Origin of the sequence: Shinella sp. CPCC 101442, from assembly GCF_024704725.1 — a bacterium.
Lineage (GTDB): Bacteria > Pseudomonadota > Alphaproteobacteria > Rhizobiales > Rhizobiaceae > Shinella.
This window is the reverse complement of sequence record NZ_JALIQS010000001.1, coordinates 840531-860022: the sequence shown is the minus strand read 5'-3', so window position 1 is coordinate 860022 and position 19492 is coordinate 840531. Positions and strand designations below refer to the sequence as shown.

General features: G+C 61.7%; 17 protein-coding genes. All 17 read right to left on the bottom strand.

Translation table 11 applies throughout. From position 1 onward, the window contains the following. Positions 1 to 13: 13 nt before the first annotated feature. The 17 genes from MUO32_RS03910 to MUO32_RS03830 all read right to left on the bottom strand — a co-directional run bounded on the left by MUO32_RS03910 (position 14) and on the right by MUO32_RS03830 (position 19485). A complete protein-coding gene (locus MUO32_RS03910; protein WP_257946915.1) occupies positions 14 to 892 on the bottom strand; it encodes an ABC transporter permease in 879 nt (292 codons plus the stop codon). Between the two features lie 12 nt (positions 893 to 904). Further along, positions 905 to 1855 carry an ABC transporter permease gene (locus MUO32_RS03905; protein ID WP_257946914.1) on the bottom strand — a complete coding sequence of 317 codons (951 nt, stop codon included), beginning with the start codon at positions 1853 to 1855 and terminating at the stop codon, positions 905 to 907. A gap of 89 nt (positions 1856 to 1944) precedes the next feature. Next, the gene (locus tag MUO32_RS03900) at positions 1945 to 3606 is read right to left on the bottom strand and encodes a peptide ABC transporter substrate-binding protein (RefSeq protein ID WP_257946913.1); all 1662 of its coding nucleotides are present in this window, start codon (positions 3604 to 3606) and stop codon (positions 1945 to 1947) included. Positions 3607 to 3888: 282 nt separating this feature from the next. Continuing rightward, the gene (locus MUO32_RS03895) at positions 3889 to 4398 is read right to left on the bottom strand and encodes a MarR family winged helix-turn-helix transcriptional regulator (protein WP_257946912.1); all 510 of its coding nucleotides are present in this window, start codon (positions 4396 to 4398) and stop codon (positions 3889 to 3891) included. A gap of 294 nt (positions 4399 to 4692) precedes the next feature. Next, a complete protein-coding gene (locus tag MUO32_RS03890) occupies positions 4693 to 4974 on the bottom strand; it encodes a DUF2218 domain-containing protein (RefSeq protein WP_257946911.1) in 282 nt (93 codons plus the stop codon). 59 nt (positions 4975 to 5033) lie between these two features. Next, positions 5034 to 5984, bottom strand: a complete 951-nt coding sequence (locus MUO32_RS03885) for a FecR family protein (protein WP_257946910.1) — start codon at positions 5982 to 5984, stop codon at positions 5034 to 5036. A 62-nt stretch (positions 5985 to 6046) separates the two neighbouring features. Then, positions 6047 to 6595 carry an RNA polymerase sigma factor gene (locus MUO32_RS03880; RefSeq protein WP_257946909.1) on the bottom strand — a complete coding sequence of 183 codons (549 nt, stop codon included), beginning with the start codon at positions 6593 to 6595 and terminating at the stop codon, positions 6047 to 6049. Positions 6596 to 6886: 291 nt separating this feature from the next. Further along, on the bottom strand, positions 6887 to 7684 hold the full coding sequence (locus MUO32_RS03875; RefSeq protein WP_257946908.1) for an ABC transporter ATP-binding protein: 798 nt from the start codon (positions 7682 to 7684) through the stop codon (positions 6887 to 6889). Then, on the bottom strand, positions 7671 to 8657 hold the full coding sequence (locus tag MUO32_RS03870; RefSeq protein ID WP_257946907.1) for an iron ABC transporter permease: 987 nt from the start codon (positions 8655 to 8657) through the stop codon (positions 7671 to 7673). Before MUO32_RS03870 ends, MUO32_RS03875 begins: the two co-directional genes overlap by 14 nt. Beyond that, on the bottom strand, positions 8654 to 9595 hold the full coding sequence (locus MUO32_RS03865) for an iron ABC transporter permease (protein ID WP_257946906.1): 942 nt from the start codon (positions 9593 to 9595) through the stop codon (positions 8654 to 8656). The genes MUO32_RS03870 and MUO32_RS03865 overlap by 4 nt, the downstream gene beginning before the upstream one ends. A 71-nt stretch (positions 9596 to 9666) precedes the next feature. Then, a complete protein-coding gene (locus MUO32_RS03860) occupies positions 9667 to 10590 on the bottom strand; it encodes an iron-siderophore ABC transporter substrate-binding protein (RefSeq protein WP_257946905.1) in 924 nt (307 codons plus the stop codon). Between the two features lie 64 nt (positions 10591 to 10654). Next, the gene (locus MUO32_RS03855; protein WP_257946904.1) at positions 10655 to 13087 is read right to left on the bottom strand and encodes a TonB-dependent receptor; all 2433 of its coding nucleotides are present in this window, start codon (positions 13085 to 13087) and stop codon (positions 10655 to 10657) included. A 158-nt stretch (positions 13088 to 13245) separates the two neighbouring features. Further along, positions 13246 to 16893 (bottom strand): FecR domain-containing protein, encoded by a 3648-nt coding sequence (locus tag MUO32_RS03850; protein WP_257946903.1) that lies wholly within the window; start codon positions 16891 to 16893, stop codon positions 13246 to 13248. Positions 16894 to 17111: 218 nt separating this feature from the next. Continuing rightward, positions 17112 to 17975 carry a bile acid:sodium symporter family protein gene (locus MUO32_RS03845; protein WP_257946902.1) on the bottom strand — a complete coding sequence of 288 codons (864 nt, stop codon included), beginning with the start codon at positions 17973 to 17975 and terminating at the stop codon, positions 17112 to 17114. Positions 17976 to 18115: 140 nt separating this feature from the next. Next, positions 18116 to 18361 (bottom strand): hypothetical protein, encoded by a 246-nt coding sequence (locus tag MUO32_RS03840; RefSeq protein WP_257946901.1) that lies wholly within the window; start codon positions 18359 to 18361, stop codon positions 18116 to 18118. Between the two features lie 42 nt (positions 18362 to 18403). After that, the gene (locus tag MUO32_RS03835) at positions 18404 to 18553 is read right to left on the bottom strand and encodes a hypothetical protein (RefSeq protein WP_257946900.1); all 150 of its coding nucleotides are present in this window, start codon (positions 18551 to 18553) and stop codon (positions 18404 to 18406) included. An 11-nt stretch (positions 18554 to 18564) separates the two neighbouring features. After that, complete coding sequence (locus MUO32_RS03830) at positions 18565 to 19485, bottom strand: dihydrodipicolinate synthase family protein (RefSeq protein WP_257946899.1); 921 nt, start codon at positions 19483 to 19485, stop codon at positions 18565 to 18567. Between the last annotated feature and the right edge of the window lie 7 nt (positions 19486 to 19492).

Sequence of the window (19492 nt, the reverse complement as noted above, 5' to 3'; positions counted from 1 at the left end):
CCGCAGCCGCGCGTCAGCCCTTGCGCGTATCGAGTGCGTCGCGCAGGCCATCGCCGATGAAGTTGAAGCCCGTCACCGCCATGGTGATCGCGATGCCCGGAACGATGGCAAGCCACGGCGCCGAGGTCAGGTATTGCTGTGCGCCGTTCAACATGTTGCCGAGCGAAGGCAGCGGCGGCTGGATGCCGTAACCAAGGAAGGAGATGTAGGCTTCCAGCAGGATGGCACGCGCGATGGTGAGCGTCGCGGCCACGATCACAGGGCCCATGGCGTTGGGTAGCAGTTCGCGGAACATGATCCAGCGTCCACGCAGACCCAGCATACGGGCCGCCTGGATGAACTCACGGTCGCGCAGGGACTTGATTTCAGCCTCGATGATGCGGGCAAGCTCCATCCAGCTGGTGACGGCGATGATCAGGGTGATCATGACCGGGCTCGGCTTGATGAAAGCAGCCAGCGCCAGCAACAGAAAGACCGAGGGGAACGAAAGGAACGCATCGGTGATGCGCATCAGGACCGCCCCCACCCAGCGCCCATAGTAGCCGGCCACGACACCGATCGTCGTGCCGATCACGGTGGAGATGATCATCGCGCAAAAGCCGACGAACAGCGAGATCTGGCCGGCATGGAAGAGGCGTGCGGCAAGATCGCGCCCAAGAGGGTCGGTGCCAAAGATATGGCCGCCGGTAAGCGGCGGGGCGAAGCGGGCGCGCAGATCGATATGAAGCTCGTCATAGGCGATCAGATGCGGGCCGATGAAGCATGCTGCGAGCAGAATGAGCAGCATAAGCATGCCGATCACGGCCAGCTTGTTGCGCAGAAACTGGCGCAGGACGCGCGATTGCCGCCAGCTGCCGGAATTGTTGTTGCTGAAGGTCGTCGTCGTTGACATTCAATATACCCTTCAGTTCAGCTGAATACGCGGGTCGATCATGGCGGAGATAATGTCCGCCAAAAGGGAACCGAGCAGCACGAGGATCGCCGAGAACATCAGGATGCCCATGACGACCGGATAGTCGTTGTAGCCGAGGCTATCGAGGAAAAGCCTGCCCATGCCCGGCCAGGTGAAGACGGTTTCGGTCACGAGCGCGCCTCCGATGAGGGCGGGAAGCTGCATTCCGGCAAGCGCAATCATCGGCAGCAGAGCGTTGCCCATCACATGCTTGACGAGGATACGGCGCGGCCGGACGCCCTTGGCGCGCGCGGTTCGGATGAAATCCTGCCCGAGCACTTCCAGCGTGGACGAACGCATGTAGCGCGACCAGATCGCAACGTTGACAAGCGCCAGAACAATGGACGGCATGATGAGATGCACGGTGACATCCCACACGGAGCCGTCGCCCGGCGTCATCATGTTGCCGGCGGGCAGCCATCCCAGCTTGACCGAGAAGACATAGATGGAAATCAGGCCGAACCAGAAGGTCGGGACCGACAATGCGACCATTGCGAGAACCGTTGCGACGTAGTCGAATACGCTGCCGCTGCGCACGGCGCTGTAGACGCCGATGACCGTGCCGATCAGGACGGAAATGATGGTCGAGCCAACCATCAGCAAGAGGGTCGCCGGCAGGACGGAGCTGATTACGGAGAGCACGGGGCGGCCATCACGGAAGGACTTTCCCCAGTCGCCCTGAACGAGCTTCCAGGCCCAATCGACATATTGCACGTACAGCGGGCGGTTGAGGCCCATCTGCTCGGCGATCCTGTCAAGCGCTTCCTTGGTCATGCCTGGCATCAGCGAATACTGTGACAGCGGGCCGCCGGGCGCGAGGTTGAGGACGCAATATCCAATAATGGAAACCAGAACCAACAGGATCAGGCTTTGCCAAAGTCTGCCGAGTATAAAAGCGATCATCACGCCGCATCCGTTATGTGGGACCACAACCCTTTCACGGGTGCCGGTCGGTCATGGGGTGCCGTGACGGCACCCCATTCTTTCGATTGTCAGCCCTTGGCCCAACGCCACTCGCGAATGTTCCAGGTATCGGAGCGCGAGTTGATGTTGTAGCGGATGCCTTCGAGGCCGTTCTTGTAACCGCGCACGGCCTGGTACTGGAACAGCGGCAGGAACGGCAGGTCCTTGCGGATCTCGCTCTGGATTTCGCGGTAGATCGCGAGACGCTCTGCAGCATCGTTCAGCTCTGCGCCCTTGACGAGGAGTTCGTCCACCTTGGGGTTGGCATAGACCCAGGTGTTCTGGCCGACGCCACCCGTTGCCGGCGAAGAGGTCGACTTGTAGTAGTCGGAGCATTCGGGGTCGGCGCCCGTCATGACGTTGAGGCCGACGATGACGCTGTCGAACTCGGACTTCAGCCAGTAGTCGCCCCACATGACAGCAGGCGGCAGGTTCGAGATGGTCATCTCGACACCGATTTCCTTGAAGGTCTGCTGCAGGAACTGCTGCGTCTGTTCACGCAGGTTGTTTCCGGCGGTCGTGGAGTTGGTGAAGGCAAGGCGTACGCCATCCTTCGCACGAACGCCGTCGCCGCCCTTTGCCCAACCGGCCGCATCGAGGATCTCGTTCGCCTTGGCGATATTGAATTCGTGCTTGGGAAGGTCAGGATTGTAGTAGAAGGATTCCTGCGGCATGAAGCTCTCGGTCGGCCGCATCGTGCCGTAGTAGAGAGCGTCGATGATGCCCCCCTTGTCAACGGCGAGATACAGCGCCTCGCGGACCTTGGGGTCCTGGAACTGGGGCTTCTTCATGTTCAGGGAGATGGACTCGACGTAGCCGTTTCCGACCAGTTCGACCTTCTTGTCCGCCAGCGTCCGCGCTTCTTCATAGACGTCGGGCATCAGGTACTGGATGCCGACGAGATCGTAGTCGCCGGTCTTGAACTGGGTGTAGAAGACGCTGAAGTCCGGGATGTACTTGAAGATGGCGCCCTTCAGGTGCGGGCCGTCTCCAAAATATTCCGTGTTCGCTTCCAGTTCGACGTGGTCGCCGGCAATGCGGTTCTTCCACTTGAACGGACCGGTGCCGATCGGCGACTGGTCGAACGGCGCTTCGTTCAGATTGGTGATGCCGTCATAGGCATGCTTCGGGATGATCGGCGTCGAGGCCAGGATCGCGGCATAGGGCGCATAGGGACGCTCGAGGCGGAACGTCAGTTCGGTCGGCGAAACGACCTTGAGATCGCGCACCAGCTCGTGACCGGTCTTGCGCCAAGAGGCGAAGTCCGGATTGACGAGCAGTTCGATGTTGAATTTCACGTCTTCGGCGGTGAACGGCTTGCCGTCATGCCACTTGACGCCGTCACGCAGCTTGATCGTCCAGTTCAGGCCGTCAGCCGAAATGCCACCGTTTTCGATCGTCGGAACGGTTTCGGCGAGAACCGGGTGATATTCACCCTTTTCGTCGATTTCGACCAGCGTGTCGTAAAGCGCGGCATGTACGGCCTCATCGGCTTCGATATGCGGCTTGTGCGGATTGAAGACCGTCGGCTCGCCGGTGAAAGCGATGATGACACGGCCTTCCTGGTCCGTGCCTGCGGCACGGGCGACCGAATGGCCGAGCGTCGTCGATGCGAAGGCGGCTGCGCCCGCCAGACCCATCATCTGCAGCGCACGGCGGCGCGTTAGTTCAAACCCAGTAGTTTTCGTCATTTCGCTCCCCTTTACGCTTCGGGAGCAATCTGGCTCCCTCTGCAATCATAGAAATCGTTACGGTCCCTGCGTCGGCGAACGCAGCTCTCGGCGTGCCGGAGCGGCGATAGGTGCCGCTTACAGCCTCCCAAGGATCGGAACCGCTCTTCTTGTGTGGCGCCAATTGTTCACTCGCAATGGTGCAGACTGACCAATGAAAGTATCAATTCGCTCATTCCGTCGCCGTTTCGACCGCGCTGCCCCAAGGTTTGGACATCCCGCGAGTGCGTTCCGCAAAAACCCTTATGGCTCCTCGGGCTCAAAGCCTTGCTCGCGAACCTTGCGCTGGAAACCTTCGTAGGCGCTGCGCAGCAGGCGAAGCAGTTCCTGCCTCTCTTCGGCCGGGATGAAGTCGTAAAACTCGTCTTCCTGCCCCTGAATGACCTGCCGAATTTCCTGCGCCACTTCGCGCCCCTTTGGCGTGATGAAGAGGCCTATGCTGCGTTGGTCCGCATTGTCACGCTGCCGCTCGAGGAGGCCTTCCGAAACCATTTTGTCGAGCATCCGGCCGGTGGCGGGACGGTCGCGCATGAGAAGCGTCGCAATCTCGGAGGGGGTGACGCCCGCAGTTCGGTCGATGACGAGGATGGCGGTGATATGGCCCTTGCCGCGCGCGATCGGAAGATGCGCCATGCGCCGTTCAAGTTCGCGCGTAACCCAGAAATCGAGCGCGCGGATGTAGAAGCTGAACGCCCCCGCGAGAACGTCCTCGCCAAAGCTCACATCCGCCACCTCGTCAAGCGTTGGTTTCATGCTCTCCTGCCCCCTGTTGGAGACAAGTTTTCATATTTAATTGTGTTTTACAACTACTTTGTGAGAGGCGCGCACGGATGATGTCGGATTGTCCCCGGGGGCGGGCGGACGCCGGTGGCGCATCGATGTCCGCTGATCCTCGTCCGGATCGAGTAATTGCTGACCGAATATCAACTAAGTGCTTGAAAACAGCCCAAGCTCGGGAAAACCAAGGGCAACCCCTTGAGGTTTGACAGCCGGCGCATATCCGGTTCGACCTTCGTCAAGGTGAAGACGGCGCTATCGTAGTCTCGCCTACCGCCAATCAAGGCTTTCAAGTTGTTCTCTAAAAGCAAAGCGCAGGAGATGCGATTCGATTGCGGATTGAGCCCAGGCGCGGGTCTCGTCCTTCTCCGCCGTTACCCGCATTCGAAGACCTTCCGCAGTCGCATCAAAGACTGCAATGCCGCCCTCGAAGCGGCATTCGCCGTGGGTATCGGAATAGTCGACCTCGATCTTATGCGCGAAATGCTTGCACATCTGAACGAGGTACTTCGCCCCAAACTCGGTCTCTACATATGCGGTCGCTTCCATCATGCCTCTCTTCCATTCACTGATTGTTGCGCCCTGGGGCGAGGGGATTGCCGTGCGTTCGGCTATCGGATCACGATCAAGGGGCCGATCCGCGTCACTTTCAGGTCCAACGCCTTTCGGATGAACGAAAGCGCGGCGCCCGTGTCTGAAACCGTGATCGTGCCGCTCACCCGCCGATTGGCAACTGCGCTGCCGGCAAGAACGATCCGACCCTGGAAATGTCGGCTCATCTCCTCGACCACGTAGGAAAGCGGCGCGTTTTCGACGGCGAGTTGTCCGCGCTGCCAGGCAAGCGCCACGAGGCCATCGACGGGTTGAACCTTCGTCTTCCCGCTGCCGCGCTCGTATGTTGCCTGCTCGCCCTCGGAAACCTTCAGGGAAGAAGGGTCCGCGCTTTCGAGTTCAACGAGAACGGCGTGTTCCGTGACCGTGACCTCCGTATCGGTCGCGCCGAAGCGGACATCGAAGGCGGTGCCCAGTGCGGTCACGCGCGTCGTCCCTGCTTCGACCGTGAAAGGTCGTTCGGGCGCCGCGGCGACCTGGAAGAACGCCTGACCGCGAAGAAGGCGGATGCTTCGCTGTTTTGCATCGAAGTCGATGGCAATGGCCGACGACGCATTCAACTGCACCGTGGAACCATCCTCGAGAGTGAGAACCGGCATCTCATTCGTTCCGGCCATGGCATCCGCCTGCAGCCGCATCGGGCCGTCCATAGCCAGGAAAATCGCCCCCGCGCAGACGAGAAGAACCACGGACGCCATGACGGATTTGGCCCGACTGCGCGGCTCGAGCCTGAGGCCGCGCAGCGTCGGGTCGGACTGGATCGCCGTCCGGGCATCGCCCATCAAGCCCTCTGCGGCCTGGTAGGTGCGACAGTTTTCGGGGTCGCTCAGCCAGTGCTGGAAAAGGGCCTTGTCATCCCTGGATTGCGCGGGATCGCTGTTGCGCAGAAGCCAGTCGATGGCTTGCCTGTTGCGTTTTCTCTGCGCTTGTATGGCACGGTTGCCCGGCATTCACTTCTCCCGGAGCGTTTCGTCCTGCCAGGTAGACGATTGGCATCGCCCTTTCGGGACTCTTAATCGATCCAGAGAAGGCGGTCGAGGCAATGGGCAAATGCGCGCCGCAGGTGGCGGTCGACCATATTGCGGGAAATCTTGAGTTTCAGCGCAATCTCATCCGGCGAAAGATGATGCAGGCGGTGCAGAATGAAGACGACACGGCGCCGTTCCGGCAGTTCTGCGATAGCCTCGCGGAGGATGGCCACGCGCGCCTCTATTTCGAGCGCCAGATCGGGCGCAGGCCCGAGGCTGGCGACGGCCATGGCCTCCTTCTCCGTTCCGGAGAAAAGGCGCGCCTCCCTGTTTTCCCGCCGCTGTCGGTCGATGCCGAGGTTGATGGCAGACCGGCAGAGAAAGGCTTTTATCGACCGCTTGTTGCGCAGGACGTCGGGCTGAGCGGCAAGCTTGATATAGAGGTCGTGAACCACGTCTCTGGCGGTGGAAAGCGGATGGCCTTTACGGCGAACAGCCCTCGTGATGTCGGCATAATGATCCTCCATCGCTCGGTTCAGGAGGTCGTTGGCGTCAAGGACGTCCCAGGCGAGTGGAGAGGAGGAGCGCGACATCGGCAGTCTGTTCCAGATCCAGGATAATGAACCAAGCTCGGACGAGCCGAACGTTTTCATGGCGATGCAAAATGGCTATCCGTTCGAGAAAATCGCTGCAAGTGCAATAGCTTACAATATTTTCCCCTGGCCGGTGCCAGCGCAATTAAAACAAGACAAAAAAACTCATCTTTATATCTGATTTTGTTGCCAGAATCCCGCACCGCATTGGGTAAGCCGGTACTGCGACCCATGATGAAAAAGCCGGCCGGCGTGGCATTTCCGCAACGCTCTTTCGCGCCGCCAAGCCTGCTATAGCGGCACGCAAAGAGGTGTGCCTGCGACCGGATCGCGGATGATGACCGAGTGGACGCCGAAGACATCGGCAATCGCGGCTTCCGATATCACGTGCTCAGGGCGGCCGGCCGCGGTGATCTTTCCGCCTTTCAGCATAACGATATGCTCGGCATAGCGGGCCGCCTGGTTGAGATCGTGCAACACCGCAATGACTGTCTTGCCGTGATCGCGCACCAGTTTGGTGATCAGGTTCATCAGCTCGATCTGGTGGGCGAGGTCGAGATAGGTTGTTGGTTCGTCGAGCAGCAGCACCTCGCCTTGCTGCGCCAGCGTCATGGCGATCCAGGCCCGCTGCCGTTGACCGCCCGAAAGTCTTTCGAGTGGTGTGTCGGCCAATGTCGTCGTGCCCGTCAGCATCATGGCGTCTTCACACGCCGCCTCGTGTTCTGCAGACCAGCGCCCGAAAAGCGAGCGATGCGGATAACGGCCCTGTTTGACGAGGTCGCGCACCGTCAAACCCTCGGGAGCGACCGGCCCTTGCAGGAGTACGCCCACGCGCTTTGCCATTTCCTTCGTGGAGAGGATGTCGATGCTTCTGCCGTCGAGCAGGATCGTTCCCTTCGTCGGGGCCATGAGCCCGGCGAGAGCCCGCAGGATGGTGGATTTGCCGCTGCCGTTCGGTCCGACGAGTGCTGTGAACCGGCGCTGCGGTACGATGAGATCCAGGTTTTCGACGATGCGCTGTTCGCCGTAAGCGATGGATACCTGCTGGCCGGCGAGCTTCGCCGACATGGTTGCGTCATCCGCGGGCATGCTGGCGCCCCCATAGAAGATAGGCGAAGAACGGCGCGCCGATCAGCGCCGTGACGATTCCGGCCGGCAGCTGAACCGGCGCGAGGGCCAAACGCCCCAAGAGATCGGAGGCCATGACCAGGATCGCTCCGCTGAGAGCGGCAACCGGAAAAATCCTCGCATGGGACGGGCCAACCAGCCGACTGGCGATATGGGGGGCAACAAGACCGACAAAGCCGATCAATCCGGCGGCAGCAACCGCAGCACCGGAAATGAGCGTGCACAGGACGATCATCAAACCCCGAACAAGATCAACCGGCTGGCCCAGGCTTCGCGCCGAGTTGTCCCCGAAGCGGATCACATCCAGCTCGCGAGAAGATATCCAGGCAAAGGCCATCGGCAGGATCAACCAGAAGAACAGCAGGCGAACCTTCACCATGTCGGCTTCGTAAACGCTTCCCGCGAGCCAGATCATCGCGCGCTGGACATCGCCGATCTCCCCGAAGGCCGAAAGGAAGGTGGTAATGGCGCTTGCAAGCGCACCGAGGCCGATGCCGATCAGGATGATCCGCAGCGATGATGTGCCGTTGCGCCACGCCAGAAGATAGACGGCCGCTGCCATGACCACCGCACCGACGAAGCCGGCAATAGGCAGCAGGACCACCGGCGGCCGCGGCATGAGAACGATAACGGCCATCACAGCCGCCGCGGCGCCGCTGTTGATACCGAGAACGCCCGGCTCGGCGAGCGGATTGCGCATGACGGCAAGCATGATCGTCCCAGCCGTCGCCAGCGCCGCGCCGACGAGAAGGGCGAGCAGGAGACGCGGAAGGCGCAGATCGAAAACGATCATCGCGTTCTGCGGGGTTGCGTCCGGCGATCCCGAAAGGGTTTCGAGCAGGTCGCGCCAGGACAGGGATATGTCACCAAGCGCCAGACTTGCAGCGACCAACCCCAGGAGGAGGACGACAAGCAGCGTCGTGAGCCGCATCATACCGCCTCCCCTGCCCGATTTCGTGCCAACCAGAGGAAAAACGGCGCGCCGATCAACGCGATCGTCACGCCGACAGGGAAACTCTGGCTGGCGAAGACCATGCGTCCCGCCGTGTCTGCTGCGATCACGAGCAACGCTCCACCAATCGCGCAGAAGGGCAAGATCCAGCGGTAGTCCACGCCGACCGTCAGCCGCGCGATATGCGGAACAATGAGCCCGACAAACCCGATAGGACCGGCCAGCGCAACGGCGCTGCCGGCAAGCAGAATGACGATGGCGATGGCGACCGCGCGCCAGACCATCGGATTCTGGCCAAGCGACCGGGCCGCATCGGCCCCGAGGCTCAGCGTCACCAGGTGCCGGGCAAGGAAAAACGCCGCAATCAGACCTGTCAGAATATAGGGTGCAACCGCGGCGACCTGGGCGGTGGTGCGCCCCGCCAGGGAGCCCGCCGTCCAAAGGCGAACCGCATCCAGTGTGCTCTGGTCGAAGATCAGCACGGCGCTTGTCAGCGCCGTCAGGAAGGTTGCGACGATAGCGCCGGCTAGAATGAGCCCGGTGGTGGAATGTCCCGCCGGACCGAAAGAGCCAAGCGCATAAACGAACAGCGCCGCGCAACCGGCGCCGCAGAATGCGAACCACATATAGACGTCGCCGGTCCCCGCGCCAAAAAATGTCATCATCAGGACGACGGCAAAGGCTGCGCCGGCATTGATGCCAAGCAGCCCCGGCGAGGCAAGCGGGTTATTCGTCACCGCCTGCATGATCGCGCCGGAGACCGCCAGCGCGCTGCCCGCAACCAGGCCGGCAAGCACGCGCGGCAAACGGATCGTCGTCACAAGCAGATGTTCACGCGAACCATCAAAGCTGAAAAGCGCGTTCCACACGGTGAATGGCGAGATACGCATCATGCCAAGCGTGACCGCCCACATCGACATGCCAACGAGCATGCAACACAGGAAGAGCAAGACAAACAGCCTCTTCCCGTCGTTCGTATCAAAACCGCAGATCATCGATCCGCCAGGATGTAGCGTTCGATGTCATCGAGGATGCGGTTGGCGGAGGCGATGCCGGAAAAGCTCTGCCAAGGCCCACGATCCACCCGGTAGGCGCGGCCGTTCTGCACGGCCGGCAGCAGATGCCAGAGCGGGTTTGCCGTCACCTCTTTCTCGAGCGCGTCGTCCGGTCCATCCTCGAAACCGCTGGCGGAGACATACAGGAGAATGTCGCCGTCGAGATTGGCGAGCTCCTCCCAATCCGGCCGCTTGACGATCGTACCGTCCGTCACCGTCTCGTAGGCGGAGCGCGTCACGCCGGCCTCGCTCAGAACCGAAAAGGGCGCGTAGGCGGCGGGACCGTCGACAAAGACAACGAAACGACCCGGCGCAAAGCGCACGGTCGAAACGGTCACGTCCTTGTCCCTCACCCGCTTTCGGATATCGGCGATGCGCTTTTCGTAGGCAGCGAGTTCGTCATCGGCCGCACCCTCACGGCCGGTGATTTCCGCCAAACGCCGACGATATTGCTTCCAGTCGGTATGATCCAGGAACACCGTCGGGGCGATTTTCGAGATCATCTCGTAGATCGGTGCATGTGCCTCCGAACTGCCGATGATGAGATCGGGCTTCAGGGCCGCTACCCGCTCAAGGCTGGGTTCGCGCGGGTTGCCGAGATCCACCAGCTTTGCGTGCTTGAGGTAATCGAGCACTGCTGCGTCCTGGATACCCATATAGGGCGTTGCGATGACGGGCGCCTTCAGCTCGATGAGGAGACCGAGCGTTATAAGGGGATCGAGCGTGACGATCCTCTTGGCTTCTGCGGGGATACACAGCGGCGCATTGTAGACGCCCTCCGTAACCTCCTTCCCCTGGCACGCGGCGCTGGCCGCGGAGACGGAAAGGAGCAGAAAGACGAGGGCAATATAGCAGCGCAAGACAGGAACCACTTCAGATCGACACAGGAAGGGGATTGCGGGGCTTTGCCCCGCAATCCGAAGCTCAGAACTTTGCCCGCAGGTTCAAGCCGAAGGAACGCCGCGCACCGGCCTGACCGAATGCCAACGCGGCATCCGGATCGACGATGGTGAAGTATTTCTCGTCGGTTAGGTTTTCCGCGAAGGCGGTGATTTCCCAGTTGTCCTTCTTGAAGCCCGCTTGCGCGTTCACGAGGAAACGGGAGTCGATCTTGTACATGCCCTTCGTACCGAACCGCGAATTGTAGTCCGTGGTGTATTTGGCATCCGCACCGATATAGACGCCATTCTCGAACTCATACCGGCCACCGAACCCGACGGTCCATTCCGGTGCTTCCGGGAAAGACTTGCCCGCCTGATCCCCGAGACCGCCATGGTTCCATTCCAGGAACTTGGTGTTCAGGTAACCGATCGACGCAAATGCCGAAAACTGTTCGGTGACCTGATAGGTCGGTTCGATCTCGAAGCCCCAGGCACGCGAGGAGGCGGCATTCTCCGTGACGCGATAACCCGGTATGTCGGAGCGCGGCCGGATTTCGATCTGCTGGTCCGTATACTTCGTGTAGAAGAGGTTGGCGTTGAGCGTCAGCAGGTCGTCGAGCAGCATCCCCTTGTAGGACAGCTCGTAGCTTTGCGAGTATTCCGGATCGTAGGTATCGATCGTGTAGATGGGCGCCTGACTGCGGTTGACGTAGGAGCCGCCCGAACGGAAGCCCTGGGAATAGGTGATGCCGACCTTGTGGTTGTCGCCGAATTCCTTCACCAGACCGACCTTCGGCACGAAGTTCACTTCGTTGAAGGACGAGGTTCCATTTGGCGGCGACCAGACCGGGTCCATCCCGTGGAGGACCATGGAGTTCAGTTCGGTGTTCTTTTCCTTCAGATAGTCCAGGCGGCCGCCGAGGGTCGCAAACCAGGTGGGTGCAAACTCGTACGTCGCCTCGCCGAAGACCGCGAGGTTCGTCGTCACGCGCCTCTGGTCGTCATCGAGCTGGTAAATAACGCCCGGCATGAAGTCGGGATAGGGCTCCGCGATGAAGCGCGACGAGCCGTCAAAGACCTGGTGGCTGCCGAAGACGCCCGCGACCCATTTCCAGCGGTCCGCCTCATAGTTCAGGCGAAACTCCTGGGTGAAGATCGAATCGTCATCCGTGCCCCAGATGCCGGTGACATAACCGGGCGTGTCGCCATCGACCGAACGCCGGTTGTTGATGCCGTACTGGAAGCCCGTCTGCGAGGTGCCGCGCAGCGTGTCGGAGAAGTCATGCGTCACTTCGAGGCCGAGATTGTGGACCTCGGTCCAGCGAAACTCCGTGTAGGTATCGGGATTGTTGTTGAAATCGCCACGGCCGCTGTAGAGGCCGACCAGCCGGTCGTTCGGCCGGTCCTTCGAATAGGAGTAGGTCGCGACCGCGCGGGTTTCCGGCATTTCGGACGGCGTGATGAGCACCTTGGCGCGGATGGTGCCGCTGATATCGGTCGTCAGGTCGTCATAGCCGGCATAGTGCTTGAAGTTCGAATAGCTGACATCGGAACGCGAGCGCTCGAATGCGCCGGCAATGCGAAGTGCGATCTGGTCTTCGACGAGCGGCGTATTCACCATGAAGGCCGTTCCAACAAGATTGTTGTTTCCGACGGTGCCTGAAAGCTCGACCTCCTTGTCGAAGGTCGGATCCTTCGACTTGATATAGACGGCACCCGACATGGCGGCGCGGCCGGAGAGTGTCGACTGCGGGCCGCGATAGACCTCGACCTGCTCGACGTCCCAAAGGTTTCTGGCGCCGAAACGGGCATTGTATCGGGTCTGGAGAATGCCATCGACATAGAGCGAGCCGACCGGCGCGCCGCCCGGAACGAAGCCCTCGGAACTCATGCCGCGGATGACGAAGCCGGAATTGACCGTCGCACTGTCCAGCACGTTGGCAAGCCGGCGATAGGCATCCTGCGTATGCCGGATCTGTCCGTCCCGGATCGCTTGGGAATTGACGATGCCAACGCTGGCAGTTGTGTCGTTCAGTGTCGTCGCCTCGCGTGCGCCATAGAGCGTGATCGCTTCCAGCATGGTCGCATTCTCGTCGATCTGGCCCGTCGTGGCGCCCGTTCCCGTGGGATCGACACTCAGCGTCACCTGATTGCTGCCGGCAAAACGCGCATCGACGCCGGTCCCCGCGAGCACCGTGTTGAGCGCCTGCTCCGGCGTCAGGTTGCCGCGCGCGCCCGTCGTCGATTTTCCTTCTGCAAGCGATGCGTCATAGAGGATCTGCAGGCCTGTCTGGGCGGCAAGACTGTTCAGGGCGGGCGTCAACGCTCCCGCCGGCACCGTGATCGACCGCGCCGCCGTCTGCGACTGCGCAGGCTCCTGCGCGACGGCCGGCATCATCAGGGCATCCCCCAGAACGGCGGTACCCGCTAACAGCACGGCCCGCAGATAGGCCCTGCCGGAAACATTCTTCTTCATCAAAACCCCCAATCGTACGGCGTTCAAGGCGCCGCAGTCCCATCACGACAAGCGGATTGAATCGCGCTCACTGGGTCTGACGATTGGAGTTCTCAATTTGGGACTCGCGGCTTGCGAAAATTAAACCGTCCCGGATAGCGGATGTTCTTCCTGTGCGTTCAAAAGCGGCCGCGTATGGACGCGCTGAACATACGCCCAGGCCCGGGCACGAGCGGTGCGACGTCCACATCTTCATCGAAGACATTCGATACGCTGAACGACAGCGAAAGGTGACGATCTTCCGATTCCCAGCCCGCGCCCATGTCCGTGACGAAGGCGTCATCCATCCACACCGTCTCCCCGGAGGCGCCGTGAACGTCACGGGTGAAGGACATCCTCTTGCCGATGTAGCTTTCCGCGATGAAGAATGTGAACCGCTCCGGGCTCATGTAGTTGAAGCCGATGCGGCCGGTATGTTCGGGTACCGTGGGCAGCCAGTCGTTCCAATCCGGAATCGGGTTTCCACCCCAAATGCGCGAATAGTTCGCAAAGAAGGTGACGCCGCCGCCGATCCAGACGTTCGCGTTCAATGTCAAACGATCGATCTGGGCTTGGGGCAGGTCCAGAGAATAGGAGTAGACTGGGATGCCGACCGAGAGGTTCTCGATATCCTGATGCTGGTACTCGACCGCGGTGAAGAAGCGATCGTTCCATTCCGCATCCCAGCGCAAAATCCCGGTCTTGGTTTCCCCTGAGGCCGGAGGAATGTCTGCTCTGAGGCCCACGATGGTCAGCGGCGAAAGCGTGCTTCGCTCGCTGAGCGGCGTGCGCTCCGCATAGGCCGCTCGCAGATATTGCCCTTCCGCCACTTCCCATGCCGCGCCGATATGCGGATTGAAGCTCGTGTCCTGCGAGCCGTTCTGATCGTACCAATCGAGAAACAGGTTGGCCTCCACCTTTATCTCCGGTGTCAGTTCGGCCATGCCGCCGATCCAGGCGCGGACGTTCTCGCCCTCGACATGGGTTGTTGTGAAAGGATCCCGGACGTTCACGGTCGGATCAAAAATGAAATACCGGAGCAAGGAGGACGATACCTCGTATTCCGACCGACCGCCCTCCACGCCCCAACGCAGGGTGACGTCATCCGTGACCTCGACGATATGCGAGACGCCAAGCTTCAGGGAAAACTCGTCCTCGTTCACGTCCTGATCCTCGCCCACCGGATCAGCGCCTGGCCAGTATCGAACGAGAGAGTTTCGACCGGACCTGTCGATGATCGAGCTGAAGAGCCCGACATTGAGGACATTGTGATACTCGAAAGTGTGGCTCCAGCCGAGAAACATGTCCAAGCCGTCGGCATTGAGCGTGTCTCGGCGGGTTACGTCGAACCCGTCGCTGATGGCGCCGTCGATTGACACTCCGCCTTCGACATGCACGCCGTTCAGGTAGCCGACGATCCGGTCGTCGGGCGTTAGTTGGGCGCCGAACACGGTGAGGGAGTTCAGGTTCTGCGCAGTCTGGTCGGCAAAGGACGGGTTCATGTAGGAGTAAGTGAGATCCGTCGTCAGTGCATAGGGTAGCGGATCATAGCCCAGCTTCTGGTAGCTCGCCGTACCCGTCAACTGGATGTCGCGGCCCATTGTCGTCATGCCGACGCCCACCTCGGTTTCCTCGAAGGGGAACCGGTAGAAAGCTGGCCGGCGGCGGGGGCTGACGATGGCGAGCGGATCGAGCAGTGCGCCCTGGATGTAACCGGAAAACGCGGCATCGTCGCCGGTGTTGGGCTCGGTCACCGCGACGAGACCCGGCGCCGTGGCAAACGGCGACACGCTGCCGGTCAGGTTCTGATCGAAGTAGCTTGCGCCCTGGAACGGATCGAAAGCGCGGTCGCCCCAATAGCGCGCCCATGCATTGAGGGAGGCCGTTCGATAGATGCCGCCGAGCGTCGAGCCGAAATCGTCACTGGCTTCGACCGAGCTGTAGTCGCCACCTCGCGCCCGCGCCCGTGCAACCGACTCCTGACCCAGCTCGATCGCCCGATCCAACTGGTAGTTATAGAGCTCCAGGAGCGCTCGATACTGCGCCATGATCGGCGATGTCGGATCGAGCCTATCGGCAAGCTCGAAAGATTGAGCGGCCGGCTCCATGTCACCGCGCGAGGCATAGGTTGCGCCAAGCGCAATCAGGCCGCGCCCATAGGTGGGATTGGCCGCGGTTGCGCGCAGCATGTCATCAAGCCCGCCATCCGGATCACCGGACTGGAGCTTCGCCCGGCCGCGGTGATAGAGGGCGAGTTCGAAAGAACTGTCACCCGCCAGGGCTTGATCGACCAGGCGGCGTGCCTCGTCGTTGCGCCCTGCATAGAGCAGAAGTCCGGCATAGCTTGCGAGCGTCTCCGGTGCGTCAGGGTCGAGTTCGATGGCCTTGCGATAGGCTGCCTCAGCCTCTCTGGTTGCGAGCCTGCCGACCTGTTCCTGTCCCAGGCTCAGCCAATATTCCCATCTGCCGGGCGAGCTGGCGACCGCTGCCTCCAGGTCGCGCACGGCACCGCGCACGTCGCCCTCCACATGCGATCGATATTGCGCCCGGATATGGAGAAGCGCCGGATCGCGCGCGTCAATCTGCTCCGCCTTGCGAATTGCGCTCAATGCCGCGCCGAAATCAGCCGTTTGCATGGCCCTTTCAGCAACTGCGATCTGCAAACGAATATCGCCGCCAAAGCGTGGCTCAGCCGCTTGCAGAAACTCCATCGCATCGCGGGGAGACTGCAGCATGCCGAGGATCGTCTCCTCGCCCATCAAGGATGCGAAGGAGGACGAAACGGGCCTGGGCTTCGGATAGATGACGGTGGGGTCGGCCAGCGAATGGGCGAAATAAGCGAGGTATCCGGCGCTGATACGGTCTTCGCCGGAAAGGCCTTCCCGCGCCCTGTCAAAAAGCTTCGCGGCCTCGGCATAGCGGCGCGCGCTCGCAAGCACTCTGCCCTCGATATAGTCGAGCCGGGCCCGCTGTGTCGTAGAGAGCGGGCCTGAGCGGGCGGCGGCAATCGCTTCGATCGTGCCGGCTTTGCCATGCTGCTCGAAACTAGCCTCGGCCGCCGCGACCTTGTCCCTGGCGGATGGCAGCGCGTCTCGCGAGAGCCCGAACGCGTCTTCATCGTCGTCGACGGCGCGGCGGCGCGGCTTGACGATCCCGCTCCCGCCGAAGGCCTCGCGAAGGCTGAGATTGTAGAGCATCTGCTGCCTGATATCGCCACCCGCTATCACGACCTTGGACGGCGCGCCGCCGAGGGTGGCAACCGCTGCCTCGCCGGTGGCGACGCTGACCAGGCCGCCGGCATTGGACAGGTCAACCAGGCCCTCGATGACGGTGAGCGTGGTGCGCTCCGCGACGACCGTCATCGTCCAATCCGTTCCGCGGATCGCTGCGGTCGCGGCAGGTGTCTCGACGGTGACGCCGGAGCCCCCGCGCGCTGCGCGACCGTAGAGCTGGCCGCTGCGCAGCTCCAGCGAAACGCCGCCGTCAGCGCGCACATCCTTCACGACGAGAACCGAGTTACGGCCGACCCGGACCTGCGTTCGATCTGCGAAGACCAGGGCGATCTGGCCGATCTCGTTGGTGCGCACAACGTCGCCCGCCTTCACATCCTGACCGATTTCAAGCGGCTGGACGGCGGGTGTTTCGATAAACGAAATGTCCTCGCCGATCCGCGTCTGGATAATCTGCCCGCTGATTAGCGGCGTGCGCGGCTGCGGCTCGGCGAAAGCCATCGCCGGTATCGCAAGGCCAAACGAAATCAACGCCAGCCGCCGGGAATCAGGTCTCATTTTGCCGCACCGCTAATCGAGATCGTAACGAACAGAGCGGCAGCTAGTCGCCGCTATTTACGATTGTCAACGAAAGCGTGAGCAAAGGTCGTGGAAGGACGTGCAGCTTGCTTTATTTGCTCGTCAGTGTTGCGCCATGTCAACGATCCCGCCGGCTGTCGCGGCGCGGCCGGGCCCGCTTCCGGGGCGTTCGAGCTCGTCGTGTTCCCCGGCGCTGGTTATGCCGTTATCTTCCTGCGGCCATACGCAAGCAGGACGAATCCGGAAGCGTACATGAGCAGACCGAACAGTGCGGGCGGCACGGCTACCTCTGGCGAGCGCATCATGGTGATGGCCAAAACCATGCCGATCGCCGCGTTTCGGATGCTGATGGACAAGGCGACCGTTATCGCCTCTGCAGACGACAGGCCCAGCAGGCGCGAGCCAATTAGGCCGACGGCTATTCCGCTGGCAGTCAACCCGATCACGGCCGGTCCGGCGGTGACGAGAATGGCCACCCATCGGTCCTTTACGGAAGCGCCTATCCCGATGATAAGCGCGACCAGTACAAGGACACCGAAGACAGCAACGAGCTTTTCGGCCCGAGCCGCGAAACCGGGAGCCTTGCGTCGTATGCCCATTCCCAGCATGACGGGAAAAAGGATGATCAGAAGCATCATCCCGATGGTGCGCAGGATGGGAAGATGCACCTGCATGTCGCCATCGCCGAAGTAGTCGATTGCGAAGTTCGCGAAGAGGGGGAGCGTCGCAATCGCGACGAGGCAGCCGATTGCGCTGAGCGCGATCGAAAGGGCGACGTCTCCGCGCGCAAGGTAGGAAAACAGGCTGGTTGTCGTGCCGATCGGGCAGGCGGCGGTGATGACCAGTCCGATGGCAATGTCCCGCGGTAAATCGAGTATGACGGCCAGTGCTAGACCGAGAACCGGAAGAATAATGAGGGCGGCCGTAATGCCCCAGATCAAGGCTTTTGGCCGCGTTGCCACACGCTCGAAATCTCGGGGGGAAAGCGTCATGCCGATGCCGGCCATGATGATGAACACGACAGCCGGCAAGCCGATATCAATGAGAGCAGACTGCTCCATGCTGTTTCTCCACCCTAGAGATATGATGCATCCCGTCCACAAACTACCAACGTTGTGTGTGCGAGCCATTAACTCGGATGGCAGGCAATATGGGGTCTCAAATGTGCGGGCGGCGTCTTTTCCCGTTGTGTGCTGAAAACTCAGCTGCCGAGGCGGAACTCGACGTGCTTGCTTGGTTTCTGGCACCGGACCGCGTTGCGGTCCCGGTTGCTCTCTTCCAGGGCATAGTGCAGGGCGGCGTCCTCGGTGACGAAGATGCCGCCGACGCGGCCGAGGCGGTCCTCGACGACCCACCAGCCGTGATGATCGCGCCCTACCGTGAAACGAGGCGGCTCGATAGGGGCTACGGGACGGCGTGGGCGATGGTGCCGGGCGCGGGAACGCATGGATATTCCTTTCGTTGATGGGGACGGCGCGGCTTTGCGCGCTCAAGGATGCGGGAGAAACTGCTGCGCGATGCCGGCGGCGGCGAGGATCAGGCCGACGCGGATCAGAAGCGCTAACATGGGCAGGGGCGGTTTCGGCTGTGGCAAGGCGACGGCAATCGCTGCCGTTTTACGGGATTTCTTGTTGGCCATGTCGGTCGCTCTCAGCTTGCCCTGGCCAGCGGTACGGCGCATTCCGGCAGGCCGACAAGCGCGCTGCGTATGGCCGCCGCTTCCGACGACGTGACCGGCACGAGCGGCAGCCGCACTGTTTCGGAAAGCCCGAGGACGGAGGCAAGCCCGTGTTTGACGGCGGCGGGGTCCGTCATGCCACCAAACGCGGAAAAGAGCGGCGCAAGACGATCCTTCAGATCGAGCGCAAGGTCGACGTTGCGGGTGCGCAGCGCCTGGTGCATGGCGCTCGTCAGGCGCGGCGCGAGGTTCGCCGCAGCCGAAAACGTTCCGCTGCCGCCAAGCACGTTGAAGGCGAAGGCCGTCGTGTCGTGAGCGGAATAGAGCACCAGCCGCTCGCGCAGCTTGCGATCGATCACGGCAAGGCGCGCGATGTCGCCCGATGCGTCGATGAAACCGTGGATGCCGGGAATCTCGCCGAGGGCGACAAGGGTTTCTGCTGTGACGTCCGAGCGGGTCGCAGCCGGATCGGCAAGGACGAGGATCGGAAGCGTGCAGGCTTCGGCCACGGCGCGCATATGCGCGATGATGCCCTTCTGCGTTGGCTTGCTGTAGTACGGCGTGGTGACGATCAGGGCATCCGCGCCCTCCGCTTCCGCATCGAGGGCAAGTGTTATCGTCGCCTCGGTCGCATAGGTGCCGACGGAGGCAAGGACCGGCACGGCAAGGCCGGCGGCCTGCACGACGGTGGCAAGCACGGCCCGTCTCTCCTCGCGGCTCAGTGAGGAGGCTTCGCCAAGCCTGCCGCAGACCGCAAGGCCGGTAACGCCGCTGGCGATCTGCCAGTTGACGAGGGTGGCAAGCCCCTGAAGGTCCACGCCGCCATTTGCAAAAGGCGTGACAAGATCCGTTACGAGACCCTGAACGGGGATACGGCGCCGAAAATCGGGCATGACATGG

What these genes read in the sequence shown, in the direction of transcription:
- MUO32_RS03900 (WP_257946913.1), bottom strand. Translation starts at nt 3,606, where the DNA reads ATGACGAAAACTACTGGGTTTGAACTAACGCGCCGCCGTGCGCTGCAG.
- MUO32_RS03840 (WP_257946901.1), bottom strand. Translation starts at nt 18,361, where the DNA reads ATGCGTTCCCGCGCCCGGCACCATCGCCCACGCCGTCCCGTAGCCCCT.
- MUO32_RS03855 (WP_257946904.1), bottom strand. Translation starts at nt 13,087, where the DNA reads ATGAAGAAGAATGTTTCCGGCAGGGCCTATCTGCGGGCCGTGCTGTTA.
- MUO32_RS03905 (WP_257946914.1), bottom strand. Translation starts at nt 1,855, where the DNA reads ATGATCGCTTTTATACTCGGCAGACTTTGGCAAAGCCTGATCCTGTTG.
- MUO32_RS03880 (WP_257946909.1), bottom strand. Translation starts at nt 6,595, where the DNA reads ATGTCGCGCTCCTCCTCTCCACTCGCCTGGGACGTCCTTGACGCCAAC.
- MUO32_RS03845 (WP_257946902.1), bottom strand. Translation starts at nt 17,975, where the DNA reads ATGGAGCAGTCTGCTCTCATTGATATCGGCTTGCCGGCTGTCGTGTTC.
- MUO32_RS03850 (WP_257946903.1), bottom strand. Translation starts at nt 16,893, where the DNA reads ATGAGACCTGATTCCCGGCGGCTGGCGTTGATTTCGTTTGGCCTTGCG.
- MUO32_RS03835 (WP_257946900.1), bottom strand. Translation starts at nt 18,553, where the DNA reads ATGGCCAACAAGAAATCCCGTAAAACGGCAGCGATTGCCGTCGCCTTG.
- MUO32_RS03885 (WP_257946910.1), bottom strand. Translation starts at nt 5,984, where the DNA reads ATGCCGGGCAACCGTGCCATACAAGCGCAGAGAAAACGCAACAGGCAA.
- MUO32_RS03865 (WP_257946906.1), bottom strand. Translation starts at nt 9,595, where the DNA reads ATGTCGATGTGGGCGGTCACGCTTGGCATGATGCGTATCTCGCCATTC.
- MUO32_RS03875 (WP_257946908.1), bottom strand. Translation starts at nt 7,684, where the DNA reads ATGCCCGCGGATGACGCAACCATGTCGGCGAAGCTCGCCGGCCAGCAG.
- MUO32_RS03830 (WP_257946899.1), bottom strand. Translation starts at nt 19,485, where the DNA reads ATGCCCGATTTTCGGCGCCGTATCCCCGTTCAGGGTCTCGTAACGGAT.
- MUO32_RS03895 (WP_257946912.1), bottom strand. Translation starts at nt 4,398, where the DNA reads ATGAAACCAACGCTTGACGAGGTGGCGGATGTGAGCTTTGGCGAGGAC.
- MUO32_RS03870 (WP_257946907.1), bottom strand. Translation starts at nt 8,657, where the DNA reads ATGATGCGGCTCACGACGCTGCTTGTCGTCCTCCTCCTGGGGTTGGTC.
- MUO32_RS03890 (WP_257946911.1), bottom strand. Translation starts at nt 4,974, where the DNA reads ATGATGGAAGCGACCGCATATGTAGAGACCGAGTTTGGGGCGAAGTAC.
- MUO32_RS03910 (WP_257946915.1), bottom strand. Translation starts at nt 892, where the DNA reads ATGTCAACGACGACGACCTTCAGCAACAACAATTCCGGCAGCTGGCGG.